This is a genomic window from Ktedonobacterales bacterium, assembly GCA_036557285.1.
GTDB lineage: Bacteria > Chloroflexota > Ktedonobacteria > Ktedonobacterales > DATBGS01 > DATBHW01.
The window spans coordinates 1-26,140 of sequence record DATBHW010000004.1 but is presented as its reverse complement, the minus strand read 5'-3'; the positions used below and the strand labels follow the sequence as shown (position 1 = coordinate 26,140).

Below are 26,140 nucleotides of genomic sequence, written 5' to 3'. Positions count from 1 at the left end.
GGTTGCTCTCTTTCAGTTGAGAGGATTGCTTTTGGCCTTGCCGGTGGATCAGCAAGCGCGAATGCGCTGTTATGAAGTGCAACTGACCGGCTTCACCCGCGAGGGCGATGCCGTTGGGCAGATCATTGCCAGATTGCCAGATGCCAGCCAGCCAGCAGAGGAGGCAGACGAACGCTTTCCCCAGGAGGTGAGTGTGCCGGGAGGGATTCCAGGCGAGCGGGTGATCGTCTCTGTCGAGGAGCCACCGCCGCGAACAGGGCGGCGTAAGAACCGACGGCGGCGCTTGTCGCCGCGTATCACCATGCTTCAGGTGCTTGAGCGTTCGCCCTGGAGGGTTGAAGCCCCATGCCCGCATTTTGGCGTGTGTGGCGGCTGCCAGTTCCAGCATATTGACTACGCCCGGCAATTGGAGATCAAGCGCGAAATGGTCGCTGATCTGCTGCGCGGTGAAGGCGGTTTTGTTGATCCGCCTGTGCTGCCGACGCTGGCCTGCGAGACTCCCTGGCGCTATCGCAACCATATGCGCTTTTCGGTGAACCGCGAAGGACAGGTGGGTCTGACGGTGCGTGGCTCGCACCGGCTTATTCCGCTCGATGCGTGTCCGATTGCCCACGAATCCATCAATCGCGCCTTGAAGGCGCTGTCTGAGCTACCGCAGCCGCGTCCACAGGTATTGGTCCGCTGTGGGGCCAATACCGGCCAGCTTTTGCTGCAACCTGCACCCGCGCCGGAAGTTCAGGCGCAGTTAGAGGCGTCGGGGTTCGAGGTGCGCGAGGAGAGCATGGAGGAGGAACTGGCGGGAGCGCGTTTTCGGATACGGCCCAGTTCGTTCTTTCAGACGAATACACTCCAGGCGGACCAGATGGCGGCGCTGGTCTTGCGCGGTCTGGAGTCTGGCCCGGAGATGACGGTGGCCGATGCCTATTGTGGCGTGGGAACGTTTGCCTTGCTGCTGGCGCGGCATGCGCGGCGCGTGATTGGCATTGAGGAATCGGCAAGCGCGGTGCGCGATGCGCTCTGGAACGTGCGCGACGCCGCCAACGTGCAGATTCTCCAGGGTAAGACGGAACTGGTGCTGCCGTCTCTGCCAGAGACGATTGACGGGCTGGTACTGGACCCGCCGCGCCAGGGCTGCCAGCGCCAGGTATTGGATGCGCTGATAGAGCGGCGCGTCTCCCGTGTAGTCTATGTTTCGTGCGATCCGGCCACGCTGGCCCGCGACCTTCGCTACCTCTGCGAGACAACGGCGGGCTATCACCTGGTGAACGTGCAGCCGCTAGATATGTTTCCTCAGACGGCGCATATCGAGTGCGTTGCCGTCTTGCGTATATGTTAAGCGGCTAACAGCGTTGTTGATCAAGTAGGATGGATGCGTTGAGCGAGCAAGAACACCCAATGGCTTCTGGGCAGATGCCTTCGCTGCTGCTGGCGTCGGGTTCGCCCAGGCGGCGCGAAATCTTTGGCAGGCTGGGGTTTCCGTTCAGGATTGCGCCCGCTGATCTGGACGAAGATGCCTTTGCCGAGGCGTTTCGAGGCAGCTTTCCCGATCTGGTCGAGGCGTTGGCGGTAGAGAAGGCGCGGGCCGTGGCGGCCAGCAAACTAGATTTTGACGGCGTGATTCTGGCCGCCGATACCACCGTGATTCTGGATGGCGAGATGCTTTCCAAGCCGTCTGATAGCGCGGATGCGGAGCGGATGCTGCGGCGGCTGCGCGGGCGGGCACATCAGGTGGCGACAGGTGTTGCTTTATGTGACTGCCGGAATGGTATCTTAACGTCAGGGCAGCGTTGTACAGCCGTCTGGATGCGCGGCTACAGCGACGCGGAGATCGCGGCCTATGTGGCGACGGGCGATCCGCTGGATAAAGCCGGGGGCTATGCCGTTCAGCATGAACTTTTTCATCCTGTCGAGCGGGTTGAAGGATGCTATCTGACGGTGGTGGGTTTGCCGCTGTGTCTGGTGACGCGCTTATTGCTTGAACGTGGCATAGCGGTTGCTCCGCTTCTTTCCGCTGGCGGCTCCCAGGGCTGTTCGTGGTCGGCAAGTTGTGTGCCGCCGCTGCCATCGGGGGCGCGGACGCCCGAAGGCTGAGCCTGGCTGGGCGCTCTATTTGATGTTTTCCATAATTGGTTCCATTGAGAGAATTGCTTCCTATAGTCATGAACAAGCCGCCCATTCGGGGGCGTTATGCTCCCAGCCCAACCGGCGACCTGCACCTGGGGAACGTTCGCACAGCATTACTCGCCTGGCTCTTTGCGCGCAAGGCGGGCGGCGCGTTTGTGCTGCGCGTGGAAGACCTGGATCGGCCTCGCGTGCGCCCAGGAGCTGTGGCGCGGATAGTGGAAGATTTGCGCTGGCTGGGCCTGGATTGGGATGAGGGGCCAGATCGGGGTGGGTCCTTTGGCCCCTACCTGCAAAGCGAGCGCCAGGCTATCTACAATGATTATCTAGCGCGTTTGCGCGCGGCTGATCTGGTCTATCCCTGCTATTGCAGCCGCGCCGAGGTGGCGCGAGCAGCGAGCGCACCCCAGGACGCAGGTGATGAGGGGCCGCGTTATCCAGGCACGTGTCGGAACCTGAGCGCGGCGGAGCGGCAAGCGCGAGAGGTGGCGGGCAGACGGCCCTGCCTGCGCTTCCGGGCGCCAGACCGGCTGATCCAGTTTACCGATCTGGTCGTTGGCCTGGTGACGCAAAATGTGGCCCAGGTCGTCGGGGATTTCATCCTCTCGCGCAGCGATGGCATCCCGGCCTATCAGTTTGCGGTTGTCGTGGATGATGGATTGATGCAGATAACGCAGGTGTTGCGTGGCGCAGACCTGCTTAGCTCAACGGCCCGGCAAATCACGCTCTTTGAGGCGCTGGGCTTTGCGGCTCCGGTGTTTGGGCATGTGCCGCTGGTCGTTGATGCGCAGGGCGCGCGCCTGGCGAAGCGCGAGCAGGCTGCTGGTGTCGGGGCGCTGCGCGCGGCTGGCCTTTCACCAGAGCGCGTGCTGGGCGCGCTGGCGGCAAGCTGTGGGCTTTGCCCAGCAGGTGAATCACTCAGCGCCCACGAACTCTTAGCCTTCTTTAAGCCTGATCGGCTCTCAGGGGTAGCCGCCGGGCCAGTTGTAGTGTTTTGAACTTGCCCCGTTTCTAAGAAAGCCGTCGGACCGCTCCTGACGAGGGCCAGGGCGCGCTGTGATATAATGGCGCGGGGAGAACTCTGGTGAACACTCAATGGTTGCTAGGGGTGATGCGGTGTTGTTACTATCGGGTATAGCCAGAACCAGAGACAAAGGGGATGGTGAGCATCTGTGCGATCTCACAGGTCTATGGCGCAATCTTCGGAACGCCCGCGCTCGATACAACGGCAGTTTGGCGTGTTGGGCGGGACGTTTGATCCGATTCATGTCGGGCATCTCATTGTGGCCCAGGAAGCTGTCTCGGCGCTGCATCTTGATAGGCTTTACTTCCTTCCCGCGGGCGATCCTCCTCATAAGCGTGACCATCTGATTACCCCTGCCCAGCACCGGCTGCGCATGGTGGAGCTAGCCATTGCGGGCAACCCCGCCTTTGCTATTTCCCTGGTGGACCTGGAACGCCCTGGCCCATCTTTCACGGTGGATACGCTCAGGCTGCTGCACGAACAATGGGGGCCAGAGACAGCTATCGCTTTTGTGATTGGCTTTGATATGCTGGATGATCTGCTCACCTGGCACGATCCGGCGGGTGTGGTCCGGCAGGCGGATACATTAGTGGCCGTTCACCGGCCCGGCTATCAACTGGACCCGGACTACCTGGCGCGGCTAGAGGAAGCTGTACCGGGCATCAAGCAGCGATTGATGCCGCTGGAAGCCCCGCAGATTGCTATCAGTTCAAGCGATCTGCGCAGACGGGCAGCGAGTGGCTGCCCCATTCGCTATCAAGTACCGGATGCCGTAGAAGCCTATATCCTGGCGCATGGCCTCTACCGCCAGCCACTCGCGGCATGGCAAGAGGTACGCCAGTCAGCGCCTCATCGTTCGCCCGGCTTGTGAGGTTAACCAGGCACATAGAGGATTAGATGATGAAGTTTGTCCCGTTCGCGTTGCATGATCGCATCCGGCTGCGCAAGCCACATCCCTGTGGCAGCTATGATTGGCTGGTGGTGCGGCTGGGCGCTGATATTGGCCTCAAATGCGAGGGCTGTGGCCGTCGGGTTCTGTTGCCCAGGAGTGAGGTTGAGCGCCGCTTGAAGCAGATTCTCAGCCATGCTGCGGAAACGAGCGCGTCCGCTGACAATGAGGGCCAGGAGTAACCAGGCGGAGCGGACCTTTCCCTGATGTCGAGGGCATTTTGTGACCAGGAGGCGCGGTCAAACGATTTGTCTATTGGTGGAGGCTGCTGGTTTCTGGCCTGGTTTACTGATTGCCCGGTGTAGTTTGGGGAACGCATGACGAGTGTTGCGCCGCAGGTAGGCTATCGCAGCCTGCTGCGGAATCGCTTTTTTTTACAACTCTGGCTGGCACAACTTATTTCGCAAACCATCCAGAATGCGGCAAATTATGGTTTGCTGGTCCTGATTGCTGAGGTGACAGGCTCTTCGACACTTATCGGCCTGGCAATTATCTCTTTCAGCCTGCCAGCGGTGCTCTTCGGCGTTCCTGCCGGGGTCATCGTTGATCGCATCAATCGGCGGCACGTCCTCTGGATGAGTAACTTGCTGCGGGGCCTGTGCGCCCTTGGGTTCGTTGTCAATCTGATAATTGATCGACATGATGTGCTGCCAGTCTATATCCTGACCTTTATTATTGCGGTCATCAGCCAGTTCTTTACCCCCGCAGAGGGGGCAGCCATCCCCCTGCTGGTGGATGAACGTGAACTGGTGAATGCCCTTTCGCTGTTCAATATTACCTTTACGCTGGCCCAGGCGCTGGGATTTGTGCTGCTTGGCCCGGTGATTCTGAATGTCATCTCTTCAGTGACCATTGCTCCGAATCTTTTTGCTACTACACTTGATTCGGTGCAGTTCTTGTATCTGATTATCGGCCTGGCCTTTTTCCTGTGCGCCGTCCTGACGTTTCTGCTGCCAAATCGCTTTTTTGTCTTGAAACGCGAGGCGCTGGGAGCAAGAGCAGATGTCGCGCTGCTCCGGCGGGTGCTGGGCGAGATTGGGGAAAGCTGGCGCTTTGTCTATCGTGATCGCCGTTTGCTGATTGCGCTGCTGCAACTCTCGTTTGGCAGCGTTCTGCTGCTGGTGATCGGCCAGCTTGCGCCGAAGTTTGTCGTCGAATTGCTGCATCGCCCGCCCGCCAACGCTGCGCTGGTGTTCGTACCGGCTGGGGTCGGACTGGTGGTTGGCTCCGCCTTGATGCCCAGGGTCGTGAAGCGGTTGGGCAAGGCGCGCAGTATCAGCGCCGGAATTATTGGCCTGAGCGTGACGAGCATTCTGCTGGTCGTGTGTCAGCGCCTGGCTGAGCGGATTGACCCGCTGCAATGGTTCAATGACTGGCCGTTCCTGGCGCTGATCATGGCGCTGATCTTTGCACTGGGGTGTGAACTCGATTTGATGACTATTCCGGCGCTAACGCTGGTTCAAGAACATACCCCCGATACGATCAAGGGGCGGGTGCTTTCGCTCCAATCAATTATCTATAACGCGGCTTCTATTCCGGTGATTTTGTTCATCGGTGGTATTGCCGATCTGTATGGTATTGCTACGGTGATGTGGGTACTGGCAGGAATGGTCTTTGTTGGTGGTCTGCTCAGTGTCGCCCTTGATGCCCGTATTGGCGCTCAGTCGGCGCGTGAGGCTCCGGCAGCGTCGCCCGAATTATCCAACGAAGCGACTGGTCTTTATGAAGAGAAGCTTGAGTCGCTGCTTCCCAGCAACATCCAAAAGTGACACAACGACTCCTGACAGGCGTCGGCGCCTGTCGCCCACGCTATCCCGATACAGAACTTTGGTAAGAGCGAGGTAGGGGTTTTATGGATCGTTCTCTGCGTACATTGGCAAGTATTGCGTCTCTAGAGCCAACTCAGCATATCCTGGATACTGGCGGCGTGAGCACGGCGGCGCCCGTGCCAGGAGAGCCACGCAAGATTTTAGCAACCGTCCTCTGTCCCCTGGGCGATACGCTCCTGGCGACCCCTGCCCTGCATGCCCTGCGCAAGCGATTTCCCTATGCGCAGATCGTTGGCCTGACCAATCGCAGCAATTATGGCATTATGGAAGGAAACCCTGACCTCGATTCTCTGGTGCAGGTCAATCCTGCTGGCGCAGGATTGGAGTGGGCGCGGGTTGCCCGTGTCCTTTATCAATTGCGGCGCGAGCAATTTGATATGATCTTGAACTTTTCGACGCTGGGCCAGGTCTTGACCAGCATCAGCGGCGGACATGAGCATGTAGGTTTTCCGATGCCTCGTCACTGGTGGCTGCGCTCAACCCGCGATGAAAAGTTTGGCGCCAGCCATGCCATTGATCGCTATCTGGATGTTGTCAATCAAATTGGCGCGCCCCTCCCGACGGAGGCGTCGGAGCGTATCCCGCGCATCTATCTTAGCGGGAAAGATCGCGCTGCTGCGCGCTCGCTGCTGCGCAAAGCGGGCGTGGCGGCTCAAGATGTGGTGGTGGCAATCCATCCAGGAGGCGAGGGCTTTCAGCGGCGCAAGCAGTGGTCAACTGAACGTTTCGCGGCAGTCGCACAGCGCCTGATGACGCAGTATAAGGCGAAAATCGTGCTGGTGGGCGGCCCCACAGATAAGTCATTGGCTGAAGCCATCACAGCCCGGCTTCCTCTTGCGCCGATAGACACAACCGGCCTAACCACGCTCAAGCAAACGGCAGCCTTGATCGAGGCCAGCACGCTTTTTATCGGCAATGATTCCTGCCCGTTGCATATGGCCGGGGCTGTTGGCACAGCAGCCATTGGCATCTTTGGGCCTTCGAATATCCAGCAGTTCCACCCGGTAGGGGAGCCGGGTTTCCGCTTTCTGGCGGCCCACCGCGATCTGCCATGCAGCCCCTGTTTCCATTTTGTGGGCAACCGGCCACCCTGGAAGGTGAATCTGTGCTATTCACGACGCTGCTTAAAAGCCATCCCCCCGGAGGATGTGATCGCCTCGGCCCACGAACTCTTGAGCGACTATGCAATGCAAGCCGCCGCGTTGGATCGCCGCTAAACTTTCAGGCTTTTGGCAAACGCGCGCACCTGGCGCACAACCGGGTTGGATGGTTCGAGCCGTTCGGCAAGCTCCAGTTCGGCTTTGCCGCGCTTGATCGCTCCGGTTTGCAGCAGAAGTGCTGCCAGATTGGCATGATAGAGCGCAACAGTGGGCGCCAGCGCGCTGGCGCGTTCCAGCAACGCTATCGCTTGCGCAGGCTCTTGCTCTTCCAACAGCGCCGCCAGGTTATTATGTGCCTCGGTGTCGCTAGGGTTGCGGCGAATCGCCTCTTCATAAGCCAGTCGGGCGTTTTCAGGCTCTCCGAGAGCGCGATAAGCCCTGCCGATATGAAACTGGATGCCGGGCAAGTCCGGGTTGCGCTGTGCCGCTTGCTGAAAGCTTTCGAGCGCGGCGCGTGGTTCGCTGCGGTTCATCTGGATGCTGCCGAGTTCGCCCCACCGCTCGGCGCGGGTGGAGTCAAGCTCAAGCGCCTGGCGTATCAGTTGTTCGGCCTCTTCCAGCCGATTCGCAGCCAGGCGCAGTTCGGCCAACGCCTGATAGGTATCGGCGGTTGGCGAGAGCGAGCGCGCCTCCTCTAATGATGCGCTGGCGCTGTCCCACCAGCGTTGAGCGCCGGTCTGGTTGCCCTCTTGCTGGTCGCGCGCGCCCGCCAGGTATTGCATGATGCCTAGTTGTGTCAGCAGGCGCGCCCGATCACCAAAGCGATCAAGCATCTTCTGATAGTAGGCGGCGGTGCGCTCATACTGGCCGATGGCGCGTGCGTCCAGCGCGGCCTGATCGTAGGGGGCGCGATCCAGGGGCAGCCGCGCGATCAGGGCATCGTTCGTATGCAGCGAGGTGACAACTGCGCCAAAGAGGGTGCGGGTGGCTTCCTCGGCCTCTGCTTCCGTTGCTGGTTGCGTTTGCGCGATACGGTTAGCCTCTTCGGTCAGTTCCTTGACGCGCTGCTGAAGATCGGGGATGGGTAGACCTTGCGCCAGCAGCCCCTGGTCGCGCTGGCGGCTGATGCGCCAGACCCCGCTTTGTTGAACGAGCGTATAGCTGGTCCAGTACCAGTGTCGGCCCGTCTCGCGGTTGATGATGGTTGCCATCGGCAATTCCTCCATCTGGCCGCCCAGCGGGCTATCCTTGAGGAGCAGGGACCAGAATGCCTCAACATCTTTGCGCCCGCCCGCGTGGATGCTGGTGGGCGTCCAGAGACCACCCGCCTGTGCTGCCTCTGACTGCTCGCGGATGAGCAGCGCGCGCAAGGCCGCCGGGTCTGCTTCGTCGGCCCACTGGCGGCGCTGCTGGATGAATTCATCGCGCGTTTGCGCCCGCCGCGCCGGGTGTTCGTCGGCCAGCAGGTCATAGAAGAGGCCATAGTCGCCAAATGACCACGCGCCGAGCGCATTGGCGATCAACTCTTCAGGCTCCAGATGCTGCGCGATCCAGGGACGATCCCCTTCCTGAAGGACCGCGTGCTCCTCTTCTTCAGCAATTGCGCTGTTGAGCAGGAGGTCACGGATAGTAGGATAGTGACGCTTGTAGGCGTCAGGGAGCGGGGTTTTGCGCCAGGTGTTGATCTCCAGAGCTTCCTGAACAAGCTGGCGCGCCTGCGCCAACGAACAGGCCACAACAGCGTGGTTTTTAGCGAAGTCTTGCTGAAAGCGTCTGGTAGTCGTGACATCCGTCATATAGAAGTCTTTGACGCCATCGCGCCAGAATTCGAGTAGAAAGACCACCCCGCGCACATCGCCTGCGGCCTGATTTTCATACCAGGCGAGCGCAAGCTGCGCCTCCCCCTGCTCGCGTGTCTGCGTGACGTAGCCCAGGTAAAAGGGACGCTGCCGTTGCGTGGCGGTAGTTTCGATGGCCGGGACCGAGAAGCCGGGGGCGATGCCTGCCGAGCGCAGGCGTACCAGGGCGCGCCGCGCCTCTTTACGCAGCGCCTGGCTCTGGCTGAGTTCTGCCAGGGCCAGGGCGACATCGGCTGCCTCAACGATGTGTCTGGAGGCGAGGGCATCGGCAACGGCGAGCGCGACGCTGGCGGGCTGTTGTTCAATGAGAGAGAGCGCCTGATAGGAGGCGGCGCGATCACTGCTCTGGCGCAATTGCTGCGAGAGTGTAGGGAGTTGGTCCAGCACTGCTTGCACTGCTTGCTTTGCTGAAGCGTCAAGCGTTCTGGGGGCAGCAGGCTGCTGATGCGGTTTGGGGCCGGGCGTTTTCCTGGGTTTGCGGGTCTCCCTGGGCATATGCGCGCTCCTTCACACAGACTGAAGCTGATTGTATCACGCGCTTTCGGGCGGACACAAATGGGCTGGGGCTACCGGGCAAAAAGGCAAAACCGATGGGTTGACGCTGCCTGGTGGGTGGGGTAGGATGGCAGTGGCGCTCAGAACAAAAGATGTTGGTAGGAATGTATGGCAAAAGTTATTTTAAGTACCCAGGCGCGGCAAACCATCCGCGCAGATATGCTCCAGCGTCCGCGTATTGAGGCGTGCGGCTTGCTCGTCGGTGAAATCACCCCGGCTGGAGATTGGATCGCCGATGATGCGCTGCCGCTGCGCAATACGCGCAATTCCTCGGTGCGCTTCGAGTTTGATAGCCTGGAGCTGCTGGAATACGATATGGCCTATGGAGAGCGGATCGTGGGGGTCTATCATAGCCATCCGGGCGGGCCTCCCTATCCAAGCGGGATTGATACGGGGAATATGGAGAATCTGCAAGATTCACCCTGGGTCTGGTTGATTGCCTCGTTCTCTGGTCGTCGTAGCTCTGCGAGAGATGACAGCGAAGCAGATGAGTTGAGCATTGCCGCCTATCGGCATGACCCGCAGAGTGGGTTACAGACCATTCCTATTTTTATTCCTGCTGCGCTTCAGCGCGAGTCGGCGCAAAATGCTGATGCCCCCGGAGATCAATAGCCCCCAAATCAGAAAGCTGAGCTTTCTGATGGCTGAGCGCCTTGCATCTGTTGCGGCCATTTGCATTAACTCTTCATCTTATCAAAATGAGGGCGACTTGCGCGCAACCCCCAGCCATGCAAGAGCCAGTCTATACTGAACGTTTTTTCACAGACGATATGGAGGTCCGCCTCTCTACAGAGTGATTCCGCTTCCTTCAGGGTATAGACATGCACCTGCCTCCCAACCACTCGCCGCACCAGCCACTCAAACACCTTCCAGGGGAACGGAGGCGCACGGCGGGCAAAATCCTCCAGTACTAATTGTCCTCCCGATGCCAGGAGTCGCCTCAAGCGCACGAGCATTCCCACCGGGTCCGGCAGGTCATGCAGGGCGTTTGTACAGGTAATCAGATCAAAGGTTTCTGGCGCGTAGGGAAGAAGCTCTGTCTCGCCAGTACCCACCTCTACCTGTTCGAGGTGTACCTGCGCGAGTTCAGCAAGGAGCGCCTGTGCTTGTGCCAGCATGTCGGCGCTCGCGTCTATTCCATAGGCTTCGAGATTGGGTACCTGCTCAAGCAATTGCTTCAGGAAGATGCCCGTTCCACAAGCAACATCCAGCACTCGTGGGGGCCGTCCTTGTCGTTCTGGCATGCTGCGCAGCGCAGCAATGTCAATCATCGCTATGGCCTCTGAGAGCGTTCGTTCAGTGAACCTCTGCAAGCGCGCATTGTAGCTGCGTGCCTGCCTGCCCGTGTAATACCTGCTCATGTCTCACATTCCGATCTTTTCTGCAATCTAGCATGGTGTTGGGTGTATGTCTAGATGAGTTCACCAAGTTTCTGGCGTGAATGCTTGTACAAATCTGCTCATCTCTAGAGCGTGTTATGCACTTTTACGAAGGCAGTTCACGTCCGGGCTAACAGCAATGGATCGCAGTTTGACATAGTTGCTGCAAAGCTTGGTGAAAAGCGAGTCCGCGCAAAAGTGCATAACAGACTCTAGCGGGAACCCTCTGAAAGCGTTATAATATCCTGGCCCGATGTTGAAGAGAGGCTACCCGTTCGGGGTGTGTCTGGAAGAGCGAGTCTGATGCGTATTCGTGTGTTGAGTCTGGTATTCCTCAGCGGCGTTGTCGGCCTGGCGATTGAGATGTGCGCGGCGCGCTTGCTCGCCCCCTATTTTGGCACCTCTCAGGTGGTCTGGGCTAACCTGATCGGGTTAATTCTCCTGTACCTCAGCGTTGGCTATTTTCTAGGTGGTCGGTTGGCAGATCGCTATCCCTCTGAGCGCGCGCTGGCGCTGCTCTTACTGCTTGCCGCTGTCTCGATGGCGCTGATCCCCTTGATCAGCGGTCCGATTTTGCAGCAGGGGGGCATTGGAGTGAGCGAGGCCAGCGTCGGCATTCTGGTGGGTTCGCTGGAATCAGTGCTGCTGCTCTTCCTGGTCCCTGTGACGCTGCTAGGGATGGTTCCGCCCTTTGCCATTCGCCTGACGATGACGAGGCTTCAGAAAGCTGGCTCCAGCAGCGGCGGGATTTATATGCTTTCGACGCTGGGCAGCATCCTGGGGACGTTTTTGCCGGTCTTCTGGCTGATCCCCACCATTGGCACGCGCCGCAGCTTTCTCGTCTTTGCAGGACTGCTCTTCCTGGCTTCGGCCTGGAGCCTGCTCGCGCGCTCCGGCTTCGGCGCGCGCCCTGTGTCGGCTAGCCTGGCGCGCCAGCCGCGCATTGCCCAGATTATGGCGCAGGCTGGATTGGTGGTGGCGCTGATCGTGCCAGCGGGCGCGCTGACCGCCGCGCCGCTGGGGCCGTTGAAAGCTATTCCTGGGCTGATCTATGAGCAAGAATCGCTCTATAACTACATTCAGGTGACGCAGGCGTCCGATGGGACCAGAGAATTGATCTTGAACGAGGGCCAGGCCATTCACTCGATCTATAACCCTCAGCAGATTCTGACCGGCTGGTATTGGGATTATTTTCTGGCCGCGCCCTTCTTTAATCCAAACTTTCAGCCGTCACAACTGCATCGCCTGGCGATCATCGGCCTGGCGGGCGGCACGATTGCGCGCCAGTTTAGCGCCGCCTATAGCGCAGTACAGATTGATGGCGTAGAGATCGATCCGGCTATTGTGGATGTGGCCCGACAGTATTTCGCTATGCGCGAGCCGAATCTGCACATTTTTGAGCAAGATGGGCGCGCGTTTGTCCGCCAGACACAGGCCAGCTATGATGTGATTGCCATTGATGCGTTTCAGCAGCCCTATATCCCTTTTCACCTGACGACAGAGGAGTTCTTTAGCGAACTGCGCGACCACCTGGCTGATGACGGCGTGCTGGCGCTCAACACGGGGCATACACGGACCAATTTCCGGCTGGTGCAGGCGTTTGTCAATACGCTCAGCCGGGTCTTTCCGAGCGTGTATGTCTTTTTAGTGCCTGGTACGTTTAATGCAGAAATTATGGCGACAAAGCACCCTACCAGCCTCACGACATTTCGCCAGAATCTGAATGCGCTGCAACCCGATAGCCTGCTAGGCCAGGTAGCGCAGGAGGTGGCGCCGCAGGTATCAGTCTGGCGGCCAGATGGGGGCGTGGTCTTTACTGATGACCGCGCGCCGGTTGAGCAATTGACGAATGATTTGCTGATTAGCTATGCCGAGGGGAATTGAAGCCCCTCCAGAGAGGAAATAGATGGTGAGTGTGACAGCGGTTGTCGGCGCTCAGTGGGGCGACGAAGGCAAGGGCAAGATCATTGATGAGCTAGCGGCGCAGGCGGATTACGTGGTGCGCTATCAAGGCGGCGGCAATGCTGGGCATCGGGTGGTGTATGACGGCGGAGAGTTTGCTTTTCATCAGGTACCAGCAGGAGTGCTGCACCCGCAAACCAGGGGAGTCATCGGTAATGGGGTCGTCATTGACCCCAAAGGATTGCTGGAGGAGTTGGAAGCCCTGCGCCTTCAGGGCGTGAATCTCGATCAGATTCATATCAGTGATCGGGCGCATCTGGTGATGCCCTATCACTTCTTGCTAGATCGTCTGGAAGAGGAGAGCCGGGGCGCTGACAAGATTGGGACGACGCTGCGCGGCATTGGTCCGGCTTATGTGGATAAGTATGCTCGAACGGGCATCCGGGCAGGCGATTTGCTGGATGCCGACCAGTTCCGCGCCAGGCTGACCAGCGTGCTCCAGCAGAAAAACCGGATTATTACGGCTGTCTATGGGCAGCCGCCGCTCTCGCCGGACGCGATCTGTAGCGAGTATCTGGCGTATGGCGAGCACCTGCGCCCGCTCATTACCGATACCCAGACGCTCTTGCAAGACGCGCTCGCTGCCGGGGACGCTCTTTTGCTGGAGGGCGCGCATGGCGCGCTGCTTGATGTTGATTTTGGCACCTATCCGTTCGTCACGTCCTCGACTACCGTTGCCGGATATGCTTCCACGGGGGCCGGTCTCCCGGCGCGCAGCATCGAGCAGGTGATCGGCGTGTATAAAGCGTATACGACTCGTGTAGGCAGTGGCCCGATGCCAGTGGAACTGCTGAATGAGACGGGCGAGGCCTTGCGCGAGCGGGGGCGCGAGTATGGCACGACGAGCGGCAGGCCGCGCCGCTGTGGCTGGTTTGACGCGGTGGCGGCGCGTTATTCGGCGCGGTTAAACGGGCTGTCGAGCGCGGTAATGATGAAGCTGGACGTGCTGGATGTGTTTGAGACGCTCAAGCTTTGCACAGCCTATCGCCTGCGCGGGCAGATTGTGCGAACGCCTCCGGCCAATCTGCTCGATCTGGCGGCGTGCGAGCCAGTCTATGAAGAACTGCCGGGCTGGCAGTGCGAGACCAGCCGGATCACGAACTACGCCGATCTGCCACCAGCGGCAAAGTGCTATCTTGATCGCCTCAGCGAACTGATTGAGACGCCTATCTCCCTGATTTCGGTTGGCCCCAGCCGGGGGCAGACGATTTACCGGGAGTCTGCGCTGATCGCGCAGGCGTGATAGATGCTTTCACCCCAGCGGCTGCTTGACTGGCGCGCCTGCCCGTCGTGGATACTGGGCGGGCGCGGCGCGTGTGGCCCGAAAGACGGCCAGCGCCCGTTGATCTTCTAAGCCAGGCAGGCTAAAGGGGCGCACCTCAACAAAGCGCCCGCCAAGGAGAACGGCAGCGCGTTTGCCTTGCTCCACTTCCGCGCTGATCGCGCCTTTTTTGGGGGCGATGACCAGGCCACCAGGGTGACAGAAGGGCAGGCAATATTCCAGCAGCGTGGGGAGCGCGGCCAGCCCCCGCGCAGTGACAAGATCGTAGCGGGCGCGATGCGTCTGGTCGTGGGCCAGTTCCTCGGCGCGCCCCTGGATAGCCCGCGCTTGACTGAGCTTCAGGCTGGCGATAACTGCTTCCAGAAAGCGCACCTTCTTGCCGGTTGCCTCCAGCAGCGTGACTCGCCAATCGGGGAAGACGATCTGAAGCGGCAGTCCTGGGAAGCCTGCTCCGCTGCCAACATCAAGGAGTCGGAGCGACTTCTTTTGCTCGGCTGGCGGGATGGCGAAGAGGCAGGCCAGCGAATCCAGAAAGTGTCTGGTCAGTACGTCCTGCGGGTCGGTGATTGCGGTGAGGTTGACGCGCTGGTTCCAATCGAGGAGCAGATCGCGGTACCAGGTGAACTGCTGAAGCTGCGCTGGCGCGAGGCTCAGCCCTATCTGCCGGGCGCCGATCAGCAGGGTTTCGAGGTCTGGTGGCAATTCGATCTGCTGCTGGCCGACGCCCGCCATAGGGTCGTTTCCTCACTCTTTACAATCGCGGCAGCGCCGTGAGCGTTATTGCTTGACACGCTTACGCTTGTTGCTCACATAGTCAACGAGAATATATTCGCCCAGGTTTTCAGGCGTAGCGAAGAAGGTGCGCCCGCCGTTGATCTGGGCCATCTCATTAACGAACTGAATCATCCAGGGATCACGGTCCAGCATAAAGGTGTTAATCACGATGCCATCACGCGTGCAGCGCTGCACCTCGCGTAACGTCTGCTGCTCGGCGGCGAAGTTGGGCGGCATACCGAACCACCATTCGCCCTCTTCGTAGGACATCGTGGGGCCGCCATCGGTAATCAGAATGATCTGGCGATTTGTACCCTTCTGTTTTTCGAGGAGTTGCCGCGCCAGGATCAGCCCATGCGCCATGTTGGTGCCTTGCTCATGGTCATACGACCCCAGCCCCACCAGTTCTTCCGCCTTGCGCTGTCGGGCGATGCGGGCAAACGTGATGATCGAGAGCTTGTCACGCGGGAACTGCCCGCGAATCAGGCTCTCCAGGGCAACCGCTACTCGTTTAGCAGCCTGATACAGATAGCCATAGACCATGCTCATACTCATATCGAGCATGAGGACTGTTGAGGATTGCGTCAGAAACTCGGTGCGATAGACCTCAAAGTCATCTTTGTCCAGTCCGACGGGCGTGCCGATGCCGTTGCGGTGGATGGAGTTCATCAGGGTTTTTTGCAGGTCGAGCAAGAACGGATCGCCGAACTGATAGAGTTTGCTTTCGTCAATGCGTTCGCCGCCGACGCCGCGCGTGATCGTCGCGTGGCGGCCAAAGCGGTCCTTCTTCAACTGGGCAAAAATATCCTGTAGCGCTTTTTGCCCGATCTTGCGGATACCGCGCGCGGTCAGTTCCCAGCGGCTCCCCTGCTTCTGGATGTAGCCAGCCTCTTCCAGCAGCTTCATCAGTTCCTGAAGCTGTTCCAGCGCCTGGCCCTCTTCGTCGCCCACCAGTTGACGCACTTTCTCGGCGTCAATCTCATCCAGGTCGCCCAGGCGGCGGGCGTCGCGGAACTGCTCCTCCAGTTCGTCCATCCCCTGAAGCCGACCCATCAACTGCATCGCTTCTTGCAAGCTCAGCGGCTCATCTCCTCTGAAGTTATACTGCGTGCGATAATCGTTGGGCGAGAGCCGGTCCAGATTCATCGCCAGTTCCATCATGTCAACGCGCAGGCGGTCGTCACCCAGCAATTGATCGACCATGCCGCGCAGTTCATCGCGCTGCTCTGGTGTCATGCTGTCCATCAGCGCCTGCATTTGCGCCATCTGCCGCTGCATCTGGTCAATCAGATCATCCAGGTTGTTGATGCCAGGGCTAAAGAAATCGCCGTATTTCTGCATGAAAGCATCGAAATCCGGTTCGCCACCCTCCTGCTTTTCGCGCAGCATCTGATTGAGTTCGCGCACCATATCGCGCATGCGCTTGAGGTCTTCCGGCGACATGTTCTGGATGGCCTGCTGCATGCCCTGGAAGTATTGCTGCATCACCTGCTGCTGGAGCATCTGCAAGAGTTCTTGAAACGCCTGGCGGGCGTCGTCATCCATGAAATCGTATTCGCTCAGCGATTTGATCTGTCCAGCCACATCCGGTGGCAGGTTATCCAGATATTCAAGCTTGCGGTTGGCGACTTTCTCCAGCATCTTGCGCAAGGCTTCGGGGTCAAGCCCTTCTGGCATTCCCCCCTGCTGCGAGCCAGCCTGTGGCGAGCCGGATTGGCCTTCTTGCTCTTCACTGTCCTGCCCCTGCTGACCGGATCGCATACGTTCGCCCTGCTGCGCGCCAGATTGCCCCTGCTGCCCCTGCAAGCCTTGCTGACCAGTTTGTCGCTGGCCGGATTGTCCGCGCTGCCCTTCCCGACCCTCCTGCCCTTGCTGCCCTTGTGGTCCTTCCTGCCCCTCCTGGCCGTTTTCTCCGCCCTGGCCTTGCTGGTCTTGCGCGCCGCGCTCTGGTCGGGGCTGCTGTGGACGACCGGCGGCTTCGTCCAGGCGGCGCTGGATGCCCGCCCGCTCCATCTGCTTGACTTCTTCGAGTTTTTTCTGAATATCTTCCATCACAGAGGACATATTGTAGCGCTGGAGCTGCTGCTGGCGCCGGTTGCGCAGCCGCTCCATCAGTTCTTGCAGGCCCATGCGGCGCTCGCCATTGCGGCCCTGGAAGCCCTGGCGCATCATCCGTTCCATAGCGCGACGCAGATCGCCCTCACGCAGAAAATCTTCGGAGAGCGCGTCCAGAATCTCGTCGGCGTCCAGCCCCTCGATACGCTGCGTGCCATCCCAACGCGAGTAATGATACCGGGAGAACATTGCCTGTCCCTTCCTGGTAGAAAGCGAGCGCCTTCTCAAAAACTCGTCAATACCGAAGCTTTCGGTTTGATAAGAGAAGGCGCTGCGCTCTAAAGCACTACAATGCTGCCTGCGCTGTCTAACGGCTGTAGCGGGCGCGCCCGCCGGTTTCATTTTTGTTCAGGCGGCGGTTCAGATGCAGCCCTTCCAAAATGAATTCGATGGCCGAAGCGACAGAGGCCGGCGTACCATGTCCGTTGAGTTTGGCAACCGCCTGCTTGAGACCGCCGACCCGGGCAAGCTGGTGGACGTACTCCATCGAGGGCAGGTTATCCGCTGCCTGCACGCTCAGCCCCTTCTCGAAGCCAGCCACAAGCTGCTCAAACTCGCGTACCTCGAAATAATCGCCAAAGACTTTGACGATGGCGTTCTTCATGAGCTTCTGTATGATGCGGTCCTCTTTGGCGTCACCAACGGTATCGAGTTCGATCTTGCCGCTGGTGGAAGCGACGAGCGCCGGAAGGTCGCTGATGCGCGGCACCGCCTGATGCTCGTTAAGCCGGATGGAGCGCCGGATGGCGTTGCTCATGACGTTTTCGTAATTGGAGATAGAGACGCGCACACTGACACCGGATCGCTGGCTGATGTCCTGGCTGCGCCGGGCCTGATGCGTGATCTCGGCGATAATCTCCTTCATATACTTGGGATAGCTCGTCTCCAACCCGTCGGCGACGAACCGGGCGCTTTCGGCCTCCATGATGGTGATCTCGTCTTCCACTTCGCGTGGATAGTGGGTGCGAATCTCGGAGCCGCAGCGGTCTTTCAGCGGGGTAATAATACGCCCGCGATTCGTATAGTCTTCAGGGTTGGCGCTGGCAACGACATACACATCCAGAGGCAGGCGCACTTTGTAGCCGCGAATCTGCACATCGCGCTCTTCCATGATGTTCAGCAAGCCCACCTGGATGCGTTCGGCCAGATCAGGCAGCTCGTTGATGCAGAAGATGCCCCGGTTCGTGCGCGGAATCAGGCCATAGTGAATGGTGAGTTCATCAGCCAGATAGCGCCCTTCGGCCACACGAATCGGGTCCACCTCGCCGATCAGGTCGGAGATGGTAATATCCGGCGTTGCCAGCTTTTCGCCGTAGCGCCGGTCCCGGCCAATCCAGGTGATGGCGACATCATCGCCTTCCTCTGCTACTTTATCCCGGCAGGCTTTGCAGATCGGGCTAAAGGGGTTGTCGTTGATTTCACAGCCCGCAATAATGGGTACTTCTTCATCAAGCAGGTGAATCAGGCTGCGGGCAATGCGTGTTTTTGCCTGGCCGCGCTCGCCCAGGAAGATGATGTCCTGCTCTGAAAGGATAGCATTCTCCACCTGGGGGATGACGGTATCTTCATAGCCGATAATGCCGGGGAAAAGGTCTTCGCCTTTCCGAATCGTCTCAATCAGGTTCTTACGCATCTCTTCTTTTACCGAAAGAACCTGGTAATCTGTCTGTCGTAGTTCTCGAATGGTACGGGGCTTCTCTTGTGTAGGCACCGCGCTAGCTCCTTTGAGGATCAAGACCATCACCTGGGGCGTTCATACCAGGCTTGCCTGGTAGACGTATTGCCCGCACGCCTGCATCTCACCTTATGCCACCAAATACATCCATATGAATAAGCTATACTTCCCAACATCTACTATGCCTCCGTATCATAACGCTTCTCTGGAGAAAGTTCAAGGGAACCAGCCCACTTGCCCCAAGGCTTCACCGTCCGCTTTCTGGCCTTTACAGATGGCGAAAGCCTGAGTATCATATTTATCAAATATTCTTTATTTATAAGTGATGTCTGGGAGGTAATGCCGGTGGATGTTCCAGCCATTCTGGCAGAAATCCGCAGCCGGGTGCAACTTTCGCAAGAAGGTCTTGCTCATGTGTTAGGGGTTTCTTTTGTCTCGGTGAACAGATGGGAACGAGGAGCGGGTATACCTAGCCCAGCCCAGTTACACAAAATCCTGGAGATATATCAGGCTTCTCTGGATGACCAGATAGCTCGTCCCTTCAACCAGCTTGAAAGAAGTACATTCTCATCGCGTGGTATACAGCGGCGCCAACCATCCCCTACGCTTTTCGATCCCTTGCCGCCACATATTGACCTCTCTCCTGGTGAGTTTCCTCCGGTCATCAGCCGCGTAAGCACCGGTCAATACTTTGGCAGCAGGGGAGAAGATCATCTTCGCCTTATGCTTGCAGAACACTCGGCGCCTGCTGCCACGGTTGACAATCCACCGCAGAGCAATATGTCGGCTGGAAAAAACACGTACACTTACGACGCGCATACGTACCATACAAAGGTTCCTCCCCAGGGGATAGCAGAACTTGTGAAACACTATCTACCAGATGGAGGCCTGGTTCTGGATGCTTTTGCAGGCAGCGGAATGACTGGTGTGGCATGTAGGATACTTGGCTATGATAGTATTCTGAATGAATTATCCCCAGCCGCTTGCTTCATAGCGAACCGATTTATATCTACTATCGATCCGGGCCTTTTCAATGCAGGAGTCACGGCAGTTCTCAACGAGCTTCAAGACCTGCGTGCCAGCCTCTATACCACCAATTGCCGCGAATGTGGGAAAGCTACCGAGATTTTATATACTGTCTGGTCGTATCGAGTTCTTTGTAATGAATGTGGGCATGAATTCCTCTTATGGGATCATTGTCGCAAGTATGGAAAAAGGGTTCGAGATCATAAGATACTGACACAATTTCCTTGCCCGGCATGTGGGCGGAACTTAGAAAAGTCTCACCTGAAGAGAACGATAGCTCAACCTGTACAAATCGGCTATATATGCTGTGGATCACGCCAGCAAGAGATGGTACACCCACTGAGCCAGGCAGACCTGGAGCTTGTTTCTCGGCTGGAGGCGTTAACGCCGGTAGCCGAGGGCTACTATCCACGTATGGACCTTCCCGATGGCGTCAACTTACGCCAACCGAAGAATCATGGTATTGACCGCATTGATCGCTTTTACACCCCTCGAAACCTTGCCGCCATGAGCCATCTCTGGCGCGCAATTCATCGGATTGCCGACCCTGAACTTGCGGCTTACCTTGCTTTCGTCTTCACCTCCTTGTACCAACGTGTAACCCGGCTCTCAGAATTTCGGTTTTGGGGTGGGAGTGGTAATACGGCCCGGTTTAATGTTCCCTTTATTTTTAACGAAGCTAACGTTTTCATCACGTTTGCCCGCAAGGCACGCACAATTCAAGACCATTTAGAAGCCACAGCCATCCGCTACCGGGGAAGATCTGCTGTTATTCAGCATTCTGCCACCTTGCTTGATTATCTGCCAGATGAGTCTGTTGATTTAATCTTTACCGATCCCCCTTTTGGCGCCAATATCAATTATAGTGAGATGAACATCCTTTGGGAGTCTTGGTTGGGCCGATTCACCGATGCCCATGATGAGGCGATTGTCAACAAGGTACAAGGCAAAGATGTAGGCGCTTACCAATCCTTGATGACACAGAGCCTGAAGGAATGCTATCGGGTTCTGCGCAGCGGGCATTGGTTGCTCCTCGTTTTTATGAACTCATCCAGCCATGTTTGGGATGCTTTACGCGCAGCCATAGTAGAAGCAGGATTTGAGATCCATGCGGCTGACATCTTTGATAAACAACATGGCACCTTCAAGCACTTCGTCAGTGAAAACACGGCTGGCTGCGATCTGGTACTCTATTGTCTAAAACCGCTTCATAGATCGCCCAAAAGCGCAGATCAAAGCAATGAAGCACTGAGAGATTCTATCTTCTCCTTTCTAAGCAAGATTGATGTAAGGAAGCAGACAAATGTGTATCTCCATGTCTCCCGTGAAGAGGAGATTGATTTCCGCAAACTCTATAGTGATTGGATCGCTAAGGCCATTTTTCAGGGATCGAGAGTCCTGGGCTTTGCAGAGTTTCGCACGATTGTCAAGCAGTGGCTTGATAGCTCTCCGTAATCTCATTGCTAATGCTCTAACGCCTTGAGTAAGGGGCTGCCACACTCGAATTGCTAGAAAAGGAAACCTGCATTGGTGCAACGGCCCAGAACCCTCCAAGCGTTCTCACCTAAAGAATTTGCCTATGCTCACCAACTGCTTGCCACCCGCGTAGCATTTATGATGGGCAGGAAATTAGAAGAGGGTGATTGGGCGCACGTCTACTGCATAGCAAAGAACATCCCCTATGTCGGATGGAGCAATCTCAATATTGATGTGATGCACAATGGCCTGGGCGTAGAACATAAGATGCTGAGGCAACCATCGGATAAACCGCTGAGAGACATCTGTGGCACGCGTCTCATGCATCCAGCAGCCACCCGTTCTATACGTATCCCATCTTTGGATAGTCTTCCCAATGAGGCAATGAGCGATGTTCTGACCCAGTACGCCGATTTTCTAGGGGAGCGCAGGAAGTTGGTGAGTGAGAAGGCCAGGGGCGCTCAAGCAGATATGCGAACAGGGTGGCTCCTATGGCAAGCAAATCTACAAGAATTCCTTTACTTTGAAGAAGAAACCATCCTTCCTGACCCTCAAGATTATTTCGCAGAGTGGAAAGAGAGCGGCGGGGGAAGTAGAAAAGCCAGCAAAAACTTATGGGTCTACGAGAAAGAGACGGGTCAAAAGCGGTACTCCATTACGACCGCTGCTGGGGCGAAAATCCAGCCGTATTTCGATGTCCCGCCTCCATCAGATCCTAACCTCTACTATTTCAAAGTCCAGGGTGAGGAACTTACGAATGGGCTTGTGCGCATTTGGGTAACAACAGCAACTGAACGAGAACTTAGGCGGCTGGTGGGCGATTTGACGGTAGAGAATATAGGTCTCGTAATAGAGTCTGCTGCCACTGAGCCAGTTGCTCGGAACCCTGAGCGGATCACCCAGAACGAAGAAGCAAAGGAAATATTACTGGCTCTAGAATCATACGAGTTGCTGGCGGCCTCTTTTCCAGGGGTGAGCGACGAACATATGATCCAGCTTCTTATTCAGCGCCTCAGTAGTCTTTGATCGCCAGATCAAAGTCAGGGGCTAGCTTGCATGATAGGGTTGGTCTCCGCTTTTTCAATATGCCCCCTTCATTTTCTCCTCGGCGCACAGCACACAGAATGAACTATTCGCATGTCTCCTTCGTACCTGTAGAGTAGGTGTGTGATACACTGATTCCGGTTGGCTCTAGCTCGAAAGGAATACTATAGCATGCGGATAATCCTCTATCTGGGGAAAGGTGGCGTTGGCAAGACGACCATCTCGGCGGCGACAGCAGCACGCGCCGCTGAGTTGGGGAAGCGGACCCTGGTCGTGAGCACTGATCTGGCGCATAGCCTCGCCGATTGTTTTGATCGTCCGCTGACGGCTGAGCCGATCCAGGTTGCCGATCACCTCTGGGCGCAGGAAGTGAATGTGCTGGAGGAGATGCGCCAGCAGTGGGGCAAGGTGCAGCATTATGTCGGGTCGGTCTTGAAGAAACAGGGTGTTGAAGAGGTGGTTGCTGAGGAGATGGCGGTGATCCCTGGCATGGATGAACTTATCAGCTTGATGAATATTTATCGCAATGCGCGCGACGGCGACTTTGAGACGGTGGTGATTGATGCCGCCCCCACTGGCGAGACGATGCGGCTCTTGAGCATGCCGGAATCCTTTCTCTGGTACGTGGGACGCACGAGCGCACTGCAAAAAACGGCGTTGAGCATGGCAAAACCGCTGCTGAAAGCTTTTGTGCCCTCAACGGTGAATCTGGCGGAGTCCATCCAGCGTCTCAACGAGCGCGTGAAGGGGCTGCGCGAGGTGCTCACCAACCCGGAGATCAGTTCGTATCGGCTGGTGGTCAACCCGGAGAAGATGGTGATTAAAGAAGCGCTGCGGGCGGAGACGTATCTGGCGCTCTATAACTACCCCATTGATGGCGTGGTCTGCAATCGTGTCTTGCCTCAAGCGGTGTATCAGGATGTGTTTATGCAGCGCCTGCTGGAGTCGCAGGAGCGTTATCGCCAGCAGATTTATAACACCTTCAAGCCACTGCCCATCTGGGAGGGGCCGTATCTCTCTGAAGAGATTCTAGGTGTGGAGGCGCTGGGGAAACTAGCCCATACGATCTTTGGCGAAGACGATCCGACGCAGGTTTTTTATCGCGGCGCGGTGCAGGAACTGGCGAAGAACGGCCAGGGCTATATCTTGCGGCTGCCTCTGCCCCATGTGGAACTGGATAAAGTCGTCTTGACCAAGAAGGGCGATGAGATGGTAGTAGAGGTAGGCAACTTTAAGCGCGAATTGACACTTCCGGCAGTGCTGATGCCTATGGATGCCAAAGTGGCGCGCTTTGTTGATAAAAACCTGGAAATCCATTTTGAACCGGCAGCCGCAACGGCGTAGGGGCTGCATTGGTATTACCCCCGCTGCCAGCGATGCGACGACGGCTAGAAGTGCGAGAAAGGGATGCGCGCGTGCTACCACCTGTCATCGAGAAGGCTCGTAAGATTCTCCTCCATGAGCAGCGTTTGGGACATACCGATCAAACGGTGCGCCCAGGCGGGCTAGAAGCCTTTGTAGCACGCTGGGCCGACGAAGTAGAGAAGCTGCGGCTGTCCGGCGCGCTGGCTGATGCTGCCAGCGCGCTGCCGGTTGAGCAAGCCATTCAACACTTATTGCAGGACTATCACACGCTTGATCCCATGCAGCGGGCCGCGCGAGTGCGCGCCGCGCTCGCTCGACTAAGCGGGCAGGCTCCCGAAACGACGCCGGATGGAAAAGCATCCGGGTTTTCTGCGCGGCCTGCGGCTCGCCCGATGACTACGGCTCAAGAAGCGCGTATACTTCCCTCATCTGAACCGCGCAAGAGCGCGCCTGGATCCCAAGTATCCCCATCGAGAAGCGGGCAATCTCAGGGAGCTGAGCCAGCCACTGCCCCAGGCCCCGTGATGCAAGAGGCAGCGCCCTGGGAACTGCTGCCCTCGCGCGGGCCAATCTCTTCACCAGTGATTCGCAGCAGCCATCTGGTGGATTTATCGAATCAACTCGATGAAACTGCATTCGCTGCGCCTGCTGATGCTGACCAGGAGCAAGAGGCGTATGACCAGGGGGTTGATGGCAGGCAAACGACGGTAGAGAGCCATTTTCTGCTGAAAGCGCGGGTGACGGCGGTTCCTGGGGTTGGCTCGTCGCAAGAGGCGAAGCTGCGTCGGCTGGGTATCCATACGGTGCAAGATTTGCTTACCTATTATCCGCGCGAACACCACGATTACAGCAAGCTAGAAAAAATTGCGACGATTCCGTTGGAGCAGGTGGTGACGATTATGGGGATGATCTGGGAGGTGCAGAATGTACGCAGCGCCAGCGGCAGAGTGCGCACTATCGCCAGAGTCTCGGATGAGACCGGCCAGATTCGCGCTACCTGGTTTAATCAGCCCTATCTGCTCAAACAGTTGACGCGCGGCAGCTATATTGTCCTGACCGGCGTGAAGCAGCGCTTCGGCAACAAAGTCGAGTTCAACGTGCGCAGCCACGAACTGCCGGAGCAGGGCGATCTGGTGAACACGGGACGGCTGGTCCCGATCTATACCCTCACCGAAGGACTCAACGCTAAGGCGCTGCGCCGCTATACCAAGTGGGCGGTGGACCGCTGTGCCGAACTGCTGCCAGAGTTCCTGCCCGCGACGATTCGTTCGCAGGTGGGGCTGCCATCCCTGCCCCAGGCGGTCAGCCAGTACCACTATCCAGAGAACGAGGGGCGGCTGGTCAGCGCCAGGAAGCGGCTGGCATTTGATGAACTATTTTTGATTCAGCTAGGGATGCTGGCGCGCCGCGCGGAGTGGAGGAGTGGGGTCGAGGGTATCGCGCTGAGGGTTGATCTGGGGCAGGTTTTCGAGACGGTGCAGGAGAGCGAGGTCGCGCTGCTGTCCTCAAAACTATCCGCTTCGACACCTGTGAGTGAGCGACCCCCAGCGCCGGGGCTGTGGCCGGTTTCCATCGATAAGCCGTTCGAGGCGGCGCTGCCGTTTCGCTTCACCGGAGCGCAGCGCCGGGTGATTACCGAGATTCTGGCGGACCAGGGGCGCGCGCAGCCAATGTGCCGCCTGCTGCAAGGCGATGTGGGGTCGGGCAAAACGGTGGTTGCGGCGGCGGCGCTCTTGACGGCGGCGGCCAATGGCTTGCAGGGTGTGTTGATGGCGCCGACGGAAATTCTGGCCGAGCAGCACTATCGTACTATATCGCGGCTGCTGGAGCCGTTTGGCATCCGCGTCGCGCTGTTGATCGGCAGCCAGCGCCAGCGCGAGCGCGCGGCCATGCTGGCGGCGGCGGAATCGGGCGAAGCGATGGTGGTGGTGGGCACGCATGCCTTGATACAGGAGGGTGTGACGTTTGCGCGGTTGGGGTTTGTGGTGGTGGACGAGCAGCACCGCTTTGGCGTCGAGCAGCGCGACGCCCTGCGCCAGAAGGGCTACAATCCGCATATGCTGGTGATGACGGCTACGCCCATTCCGCGCACGCTGGCCTTGACGCTCTATGGCGATCTGGATATTTCGACGCTGGATGAAATGCCCCAGGGCCGCCAGCAGATTATCACCCGCTGGCGTTCCGGCACGCGGCGTGCTGAAGCGTACCATGTGATTGCCGAGCAGGTGGCGCTTGGTCGCCAGGCGTATGTGATCTGCCCGCTGATCGAAGAATCCGAAACGCTGGAGGATGTGAAAGCCGCTGTTGTGGAGTACGAGCGGCTGCGCACCCAGGTCTTCCCGACGCTGCGGCTGGGGCTGGTGCATGGCGGGCTGAAGGGCGGCGAAAAAGAACAGGTGATGCGGCGTTTCCGCGATGGCGAACTGGATGTACTGGTCGCTACCGCCGTCGTCGAGGTGGGCGTGGATGTAGCCAACGCGACGGTGATGGCGATTGAAGACGCCGACCGCTTTGGCCTGTCGCAGCTGCATCAGTTTCGCGGGCGCGTCGGGCGCGGCGAACATCAATCCTACTGCTATGTGCTGAGCGAAGGCTCCGGCCCGCA

At 58.1% G+C, this 26,140-nt stretch carries 19 protein-coding genes; 14 read left to right on the top strand and 5 right to left on the bottom strand.

The window, feature by feature from the left end:
- Positions 1-61: 61 nt before the first annotated feature.
- The 7 genes from VH599_01555 (at position 62) to VH599_01525 (ending at position 7,140) form a co-directional block, all read left to right on the top strand.
- Positions 62-1,336, top strand: coding sequence for a class I SAM-dependent RNA methyltransferase (locus VH599_01555; protein HEY7346975.1), 1,275 nt, complete (start codon positions 62-64; stop codon positions 1,334-1,336).
- Positions 1,337-1,374: 38 nt separating this feature from the next.
- A complete protein-coding gene (locus tag VH599_01550; GenBank protein ID HEY7346974.1) occupies positions 1,375-2,091 on the top strand; it encodes a Maf family protein in 717 nt (238 codons plus the stop codon).
- Positions 2,092-2,159: 68 nt separating this feature from the next.
- The gene (gluQRS, locus tag VH599_01545) at positions 2,160-3,119 is read left to right on the top strand and encodes a tRNA glutamyl-Q(34) synthetase GluQRS (GenBank protein ID HEY7346973.1); all 960 of its coding nucleotides are present in this window, start codon (positions 2,160-2,162) and stop codon (positions 3,117-3,119) included.
- Positions 3,120-3,311: 192 nt separating this feature from the next.
- On the top strand, positions 3,312-4,016 hold the full coding sequence (gene nadD, locus VH599_01540; GenBank protein ID HEY7346972.1) for a nicotinate-nucleotide adenylyltransferase: 705 nt from the start codon (positions 3,312-3,314) through the stop codon (positions 4,014-4,016).
- Between the two features lie 26 nt (positions 4,017-4,042).
- Positions 4,043-4,276, top strand: coding sequence for a DUF951 domain-containing protein (locus VH599_01535; protein HEY7346971.1), 234 nt, complete (start codon positions 4,043-4,045; stop codon positions 4,274-4,276).
- 135 nt (positions 4,277-4,411) lie between these two features.
- Entirely contained in the window at positions 4,412-5,863 is a 1,452-nt protein-coding gene (locus VH599_01530; protein ID HEY7346970.1) for an MFS transporter, read from the top strand.
- A gap of 83 nt (positions 5,864-5,946) precedes the next feature.
- Positions 5,947-7,140, top strand: coding sequence for a glycosyltransferase family 9 protein (locus tag VH599_01525; protein HEY7346969.1), 1,194 nt, complete (start codon positions 5,947-5,949; stop codon positions 7,138-7,140).
- Here VH599_01525 and VH599_01520 read toward each other — a convergent pair.
- Positions 7,137-9,377, bottom strand: coding sequence for a tetratricopeptide repeat protein (locus tag VH599_01520; protein HEY7346968.1), 2,241 nt, complete (start codon positions 9,375-9,377; stop codon positions 7,137-7,139). The genes VH599_01525 and VH599_01520 overlap by 4 nt on opposite strands.
- A gap of 168 nt (positions 9,378-9,545) precedes the next feature.
- On the opposite strand from VH599_01520, the gene VH599_01515 reads away from it, so the two are divergent.
- Positions 9,546-10,049, top strand: coding sequence for a M67 family metallopeptidase (locus tag VH599_01515; protein HEY7346967.1), 504 nt, complete (start codon positions 9,546-9,548; stop codon positions 10,047-10,049).
- Between the two features lie 65 nt (positions 10,050-10,114).
- Here the strand turns inward: VH599_01515 and VH599_01510 are convergent, their stop codons facing one another.
- Positions 10,115-10,708, bottom strand: a complete 594-nt coding sequence (locus tag VH599_01510; GenBank protein HEY7346966.1) for a class I SAM-dependent methyltransferase — start codon at positions 10,706-10,708, stop codon at positions 10,115-10,117.
- A gap of 411 nt (positions 10,709-11,119) precedes the next feature.
- Between VH599_01510 and VH599_01505 the strand changes: the two genes are divergently transcribed.
- Both VH599_01505 and VH599_01500 read left to right on the top strand, forming a co-directional pair.
- On the top strand, positions 11,120-12,700 hold the full coding sequence (locus tag VH599_01505; protein ID HEY7346965.1) for a fused MFS/spermidine synthase: 1,581 nt from the start codon (positions 11,120-11,122) through the stop codon (positions 12,698-12,700).
- 22 nt (positions 12,701-12,722) lie between these two features.
- On the top strand, positions 12,723-14,021 hold the full coding sequence (locus VH599_01500; GenBank protein HEY7346964.1) for an adenylosuccinate synthase: 1,299 nt from the start codon (positions 12,723-12,725) through the stop codon (positions 14,019-14,021).
- A 9-nt stretch (positions 14,022-14,030) separates the two neighbouring features.
- Here VH599_01500 and rsmG read toward each other — a convergent pair whose 3' ends face one another.
- From rsmG to VH599_01485, 3 genes are all read right to left on the bottom strand, one after another.
- On the bottom strand, positions 14,031-14,792 hold the full coding sequence (rsmG, locus tag VH599_01495; protein HEY7346963.1) for a 16S rRNA (guanine(527)-N(7))-methyltransferase RsmG: 762 nt from the start codon (positions 14,790-14,792) through the stop codon (positions 14,031-14,033).
- 45 nt (positions 14,793-14,837) lie between these two features.
- Positions 14,838-17,138 carry a VWA domain-containing protein gene (locus tag VH599_01490; GenBank protein HEY7346962.1) on the bottom strand — a complete coding sequence of 767 codons (2,301 nt, stop codon included), beginning with the start codon at positions 17,136-17,138 and terminating at the stop codon, positions 14,838-14,840.
- Positions 17,139-17,256: 118 nt separating this feature from the next.
- Positions 17,257-18,660, bottom strand: a complete 1,404-nt coding sequence (locus tag VH599_01485) for a sigma 54-interacting transcriptional regulator (protein HEY7346961.1) — start codon at positions 18,658-18,660, stop codon at positions 17,257-17,259.
- Positions 18,661-18,858: 198 nt separating this feature from the next.
- Between VH599_01485 and VH599_01480 the strand changes: the two genes are divergently transcribed.
- From VH599_01480 to VH599_01465, 4 genes are all read left to right on the top strand, one after another.
- A complete protein-coding gene (locus VH599_01480) occupies positions 18,859-21,105 on the top strand; it encodes a DNA methyltransferase (GenBank protein ID HEY7346960.1) in 2,247 nt (748 codons plus the stop codon).
- Positions 21,106-21,177: 72 nt separating this feature from the next.
- Positions 21,178-22,152 (top strand): hypothetical protein, encoded by a 975-nt coding sequence (locus VH599_01475; protein HEY7346959.1) that lies wholly within the window; start codon positions 21,178-21,180, stop codon positions 22,150-22,152.
- A gap of 189 nt (positions 22,153-22,341) precedes the next feature.
- On the top strand, positions 22,342-23,514 hold the full coding sequence (locus VH599_01470) for a TRC40/GET3/ArsA family transport-energizing ATPase (GenBank protein ID HEY7346958.1): 1,173 nt from the start codon (positions 22,342-22,344) through the stop codon (positions 23,512-23,514).
- Between the two features lie 71 nt (positions 23,515-23,585).
- On the top strand, positions 23,586-26,140 hold a 2,555-nt coding region (locus VH599_01465), incomplete at its 3' end, for a DEAD/DEAH box helicase (GenBank protein ID HEY7346957.1).

Excerpts from the sequence above, each read along its gene's own strand:
- VH599_01555 (HEY7346975.1), top strand. The coding sequence starts at position 62 with ATGCGCTGTTATGAAGTGCAACTGACCGGCTTCACCCGCGAGGGCGAT.
- gluQRS (HEY7346973.1), top strand. The coding sequence starts at position 2,160 with ATGAACAAGCCGCCCATTCGGGGGCGTTATGCTCCCAGCCCAACCGGC.
- nadD (HEY7346972.1), top strand. The coding sequence starts at position 3,312 with ATGGCGCAATCTTCGGAACGCCCGCGCTCGATACAACGGCAGTTTGGC.
- VH599_01535 (HEY7346971.1), top strand. The coding sequence starts at position 4,043 with ATGATGAAGTTTGTCCCGTTCGCGTTGCATGATCGCATCCGGCTGCGC.
- VH599_01530 (HEY7346970.1), top strand. The coding sequence starts at position 4,412 with ATGACGAGTGTTGCGCCGCAGGTAGGCTATCGCAGCCTGCTGCGGAAT.
- VH599_01525 (HEY7346969.1), top strand. The coding sequence starts at position 5,947 with ATGGATCGTTCTCTGCGTACATTGGCAAGTATTGCGTCTCTAGAGCCA.
- VH599_01520 (HEY7346968.1), bottom strand. The coding sequence starts at position 9,377 with ATGCCCAGGGAGACCCGCAAACCCAGGAAAACGCCCGGCCCCAAACCG.
- VH599_01515 (HEY7346967.1), top strand. The coding sequence starts at position 9,546 with ATGGCAAAAGTTATTTTAAGTACCCAGGCGCGGCAAACCATCCGCGCA.
- VH599_01510 (HEY7346966.1), bottom strand. The coding sequence starts at position 10,708 with ATGATTGACATTGCTGCGCTGCGCAGCATGCCAGAACGACAAGGACGG.
- VH599_01505 (HEY7346965.1), top strand. The coding sequence starts at position 11,120 with ATGCGTATTCGTGTGTTGAGTCTGGTATTCCTCAGCGGCGTTGTCGGC.
- VH599_01500 (HEY7346964.1), top strand. The coding sequence starts at position 12,723 with ATGGTGAGTGTGACAGCGGTTGTCGGCGCTCAGTGGGGCGACGAAGGC.
- rsmG (HEY7346963.1), bottom strand. The coding sequence starts at position 14,792 with ATGGCGGGCGTCGGCCAGCAGCAGATCGAATTGCCACCAGACCTCGAA.
- VH599_01490 (HEY7346962.1), bottom strand. The coding sequence starts at position 17,138 with ATGTTCTCCCGGTATCATTACTCGCGTTGGGATGGCACGCAGCGTATC.
- VH599_01470 (HEY7346958.1), top strand. The coding sequence starts at position 22,342 with ATGCGGATAATCCTCTATCTGGGGAAAGGTGGCGTTGGCAAGACGACC.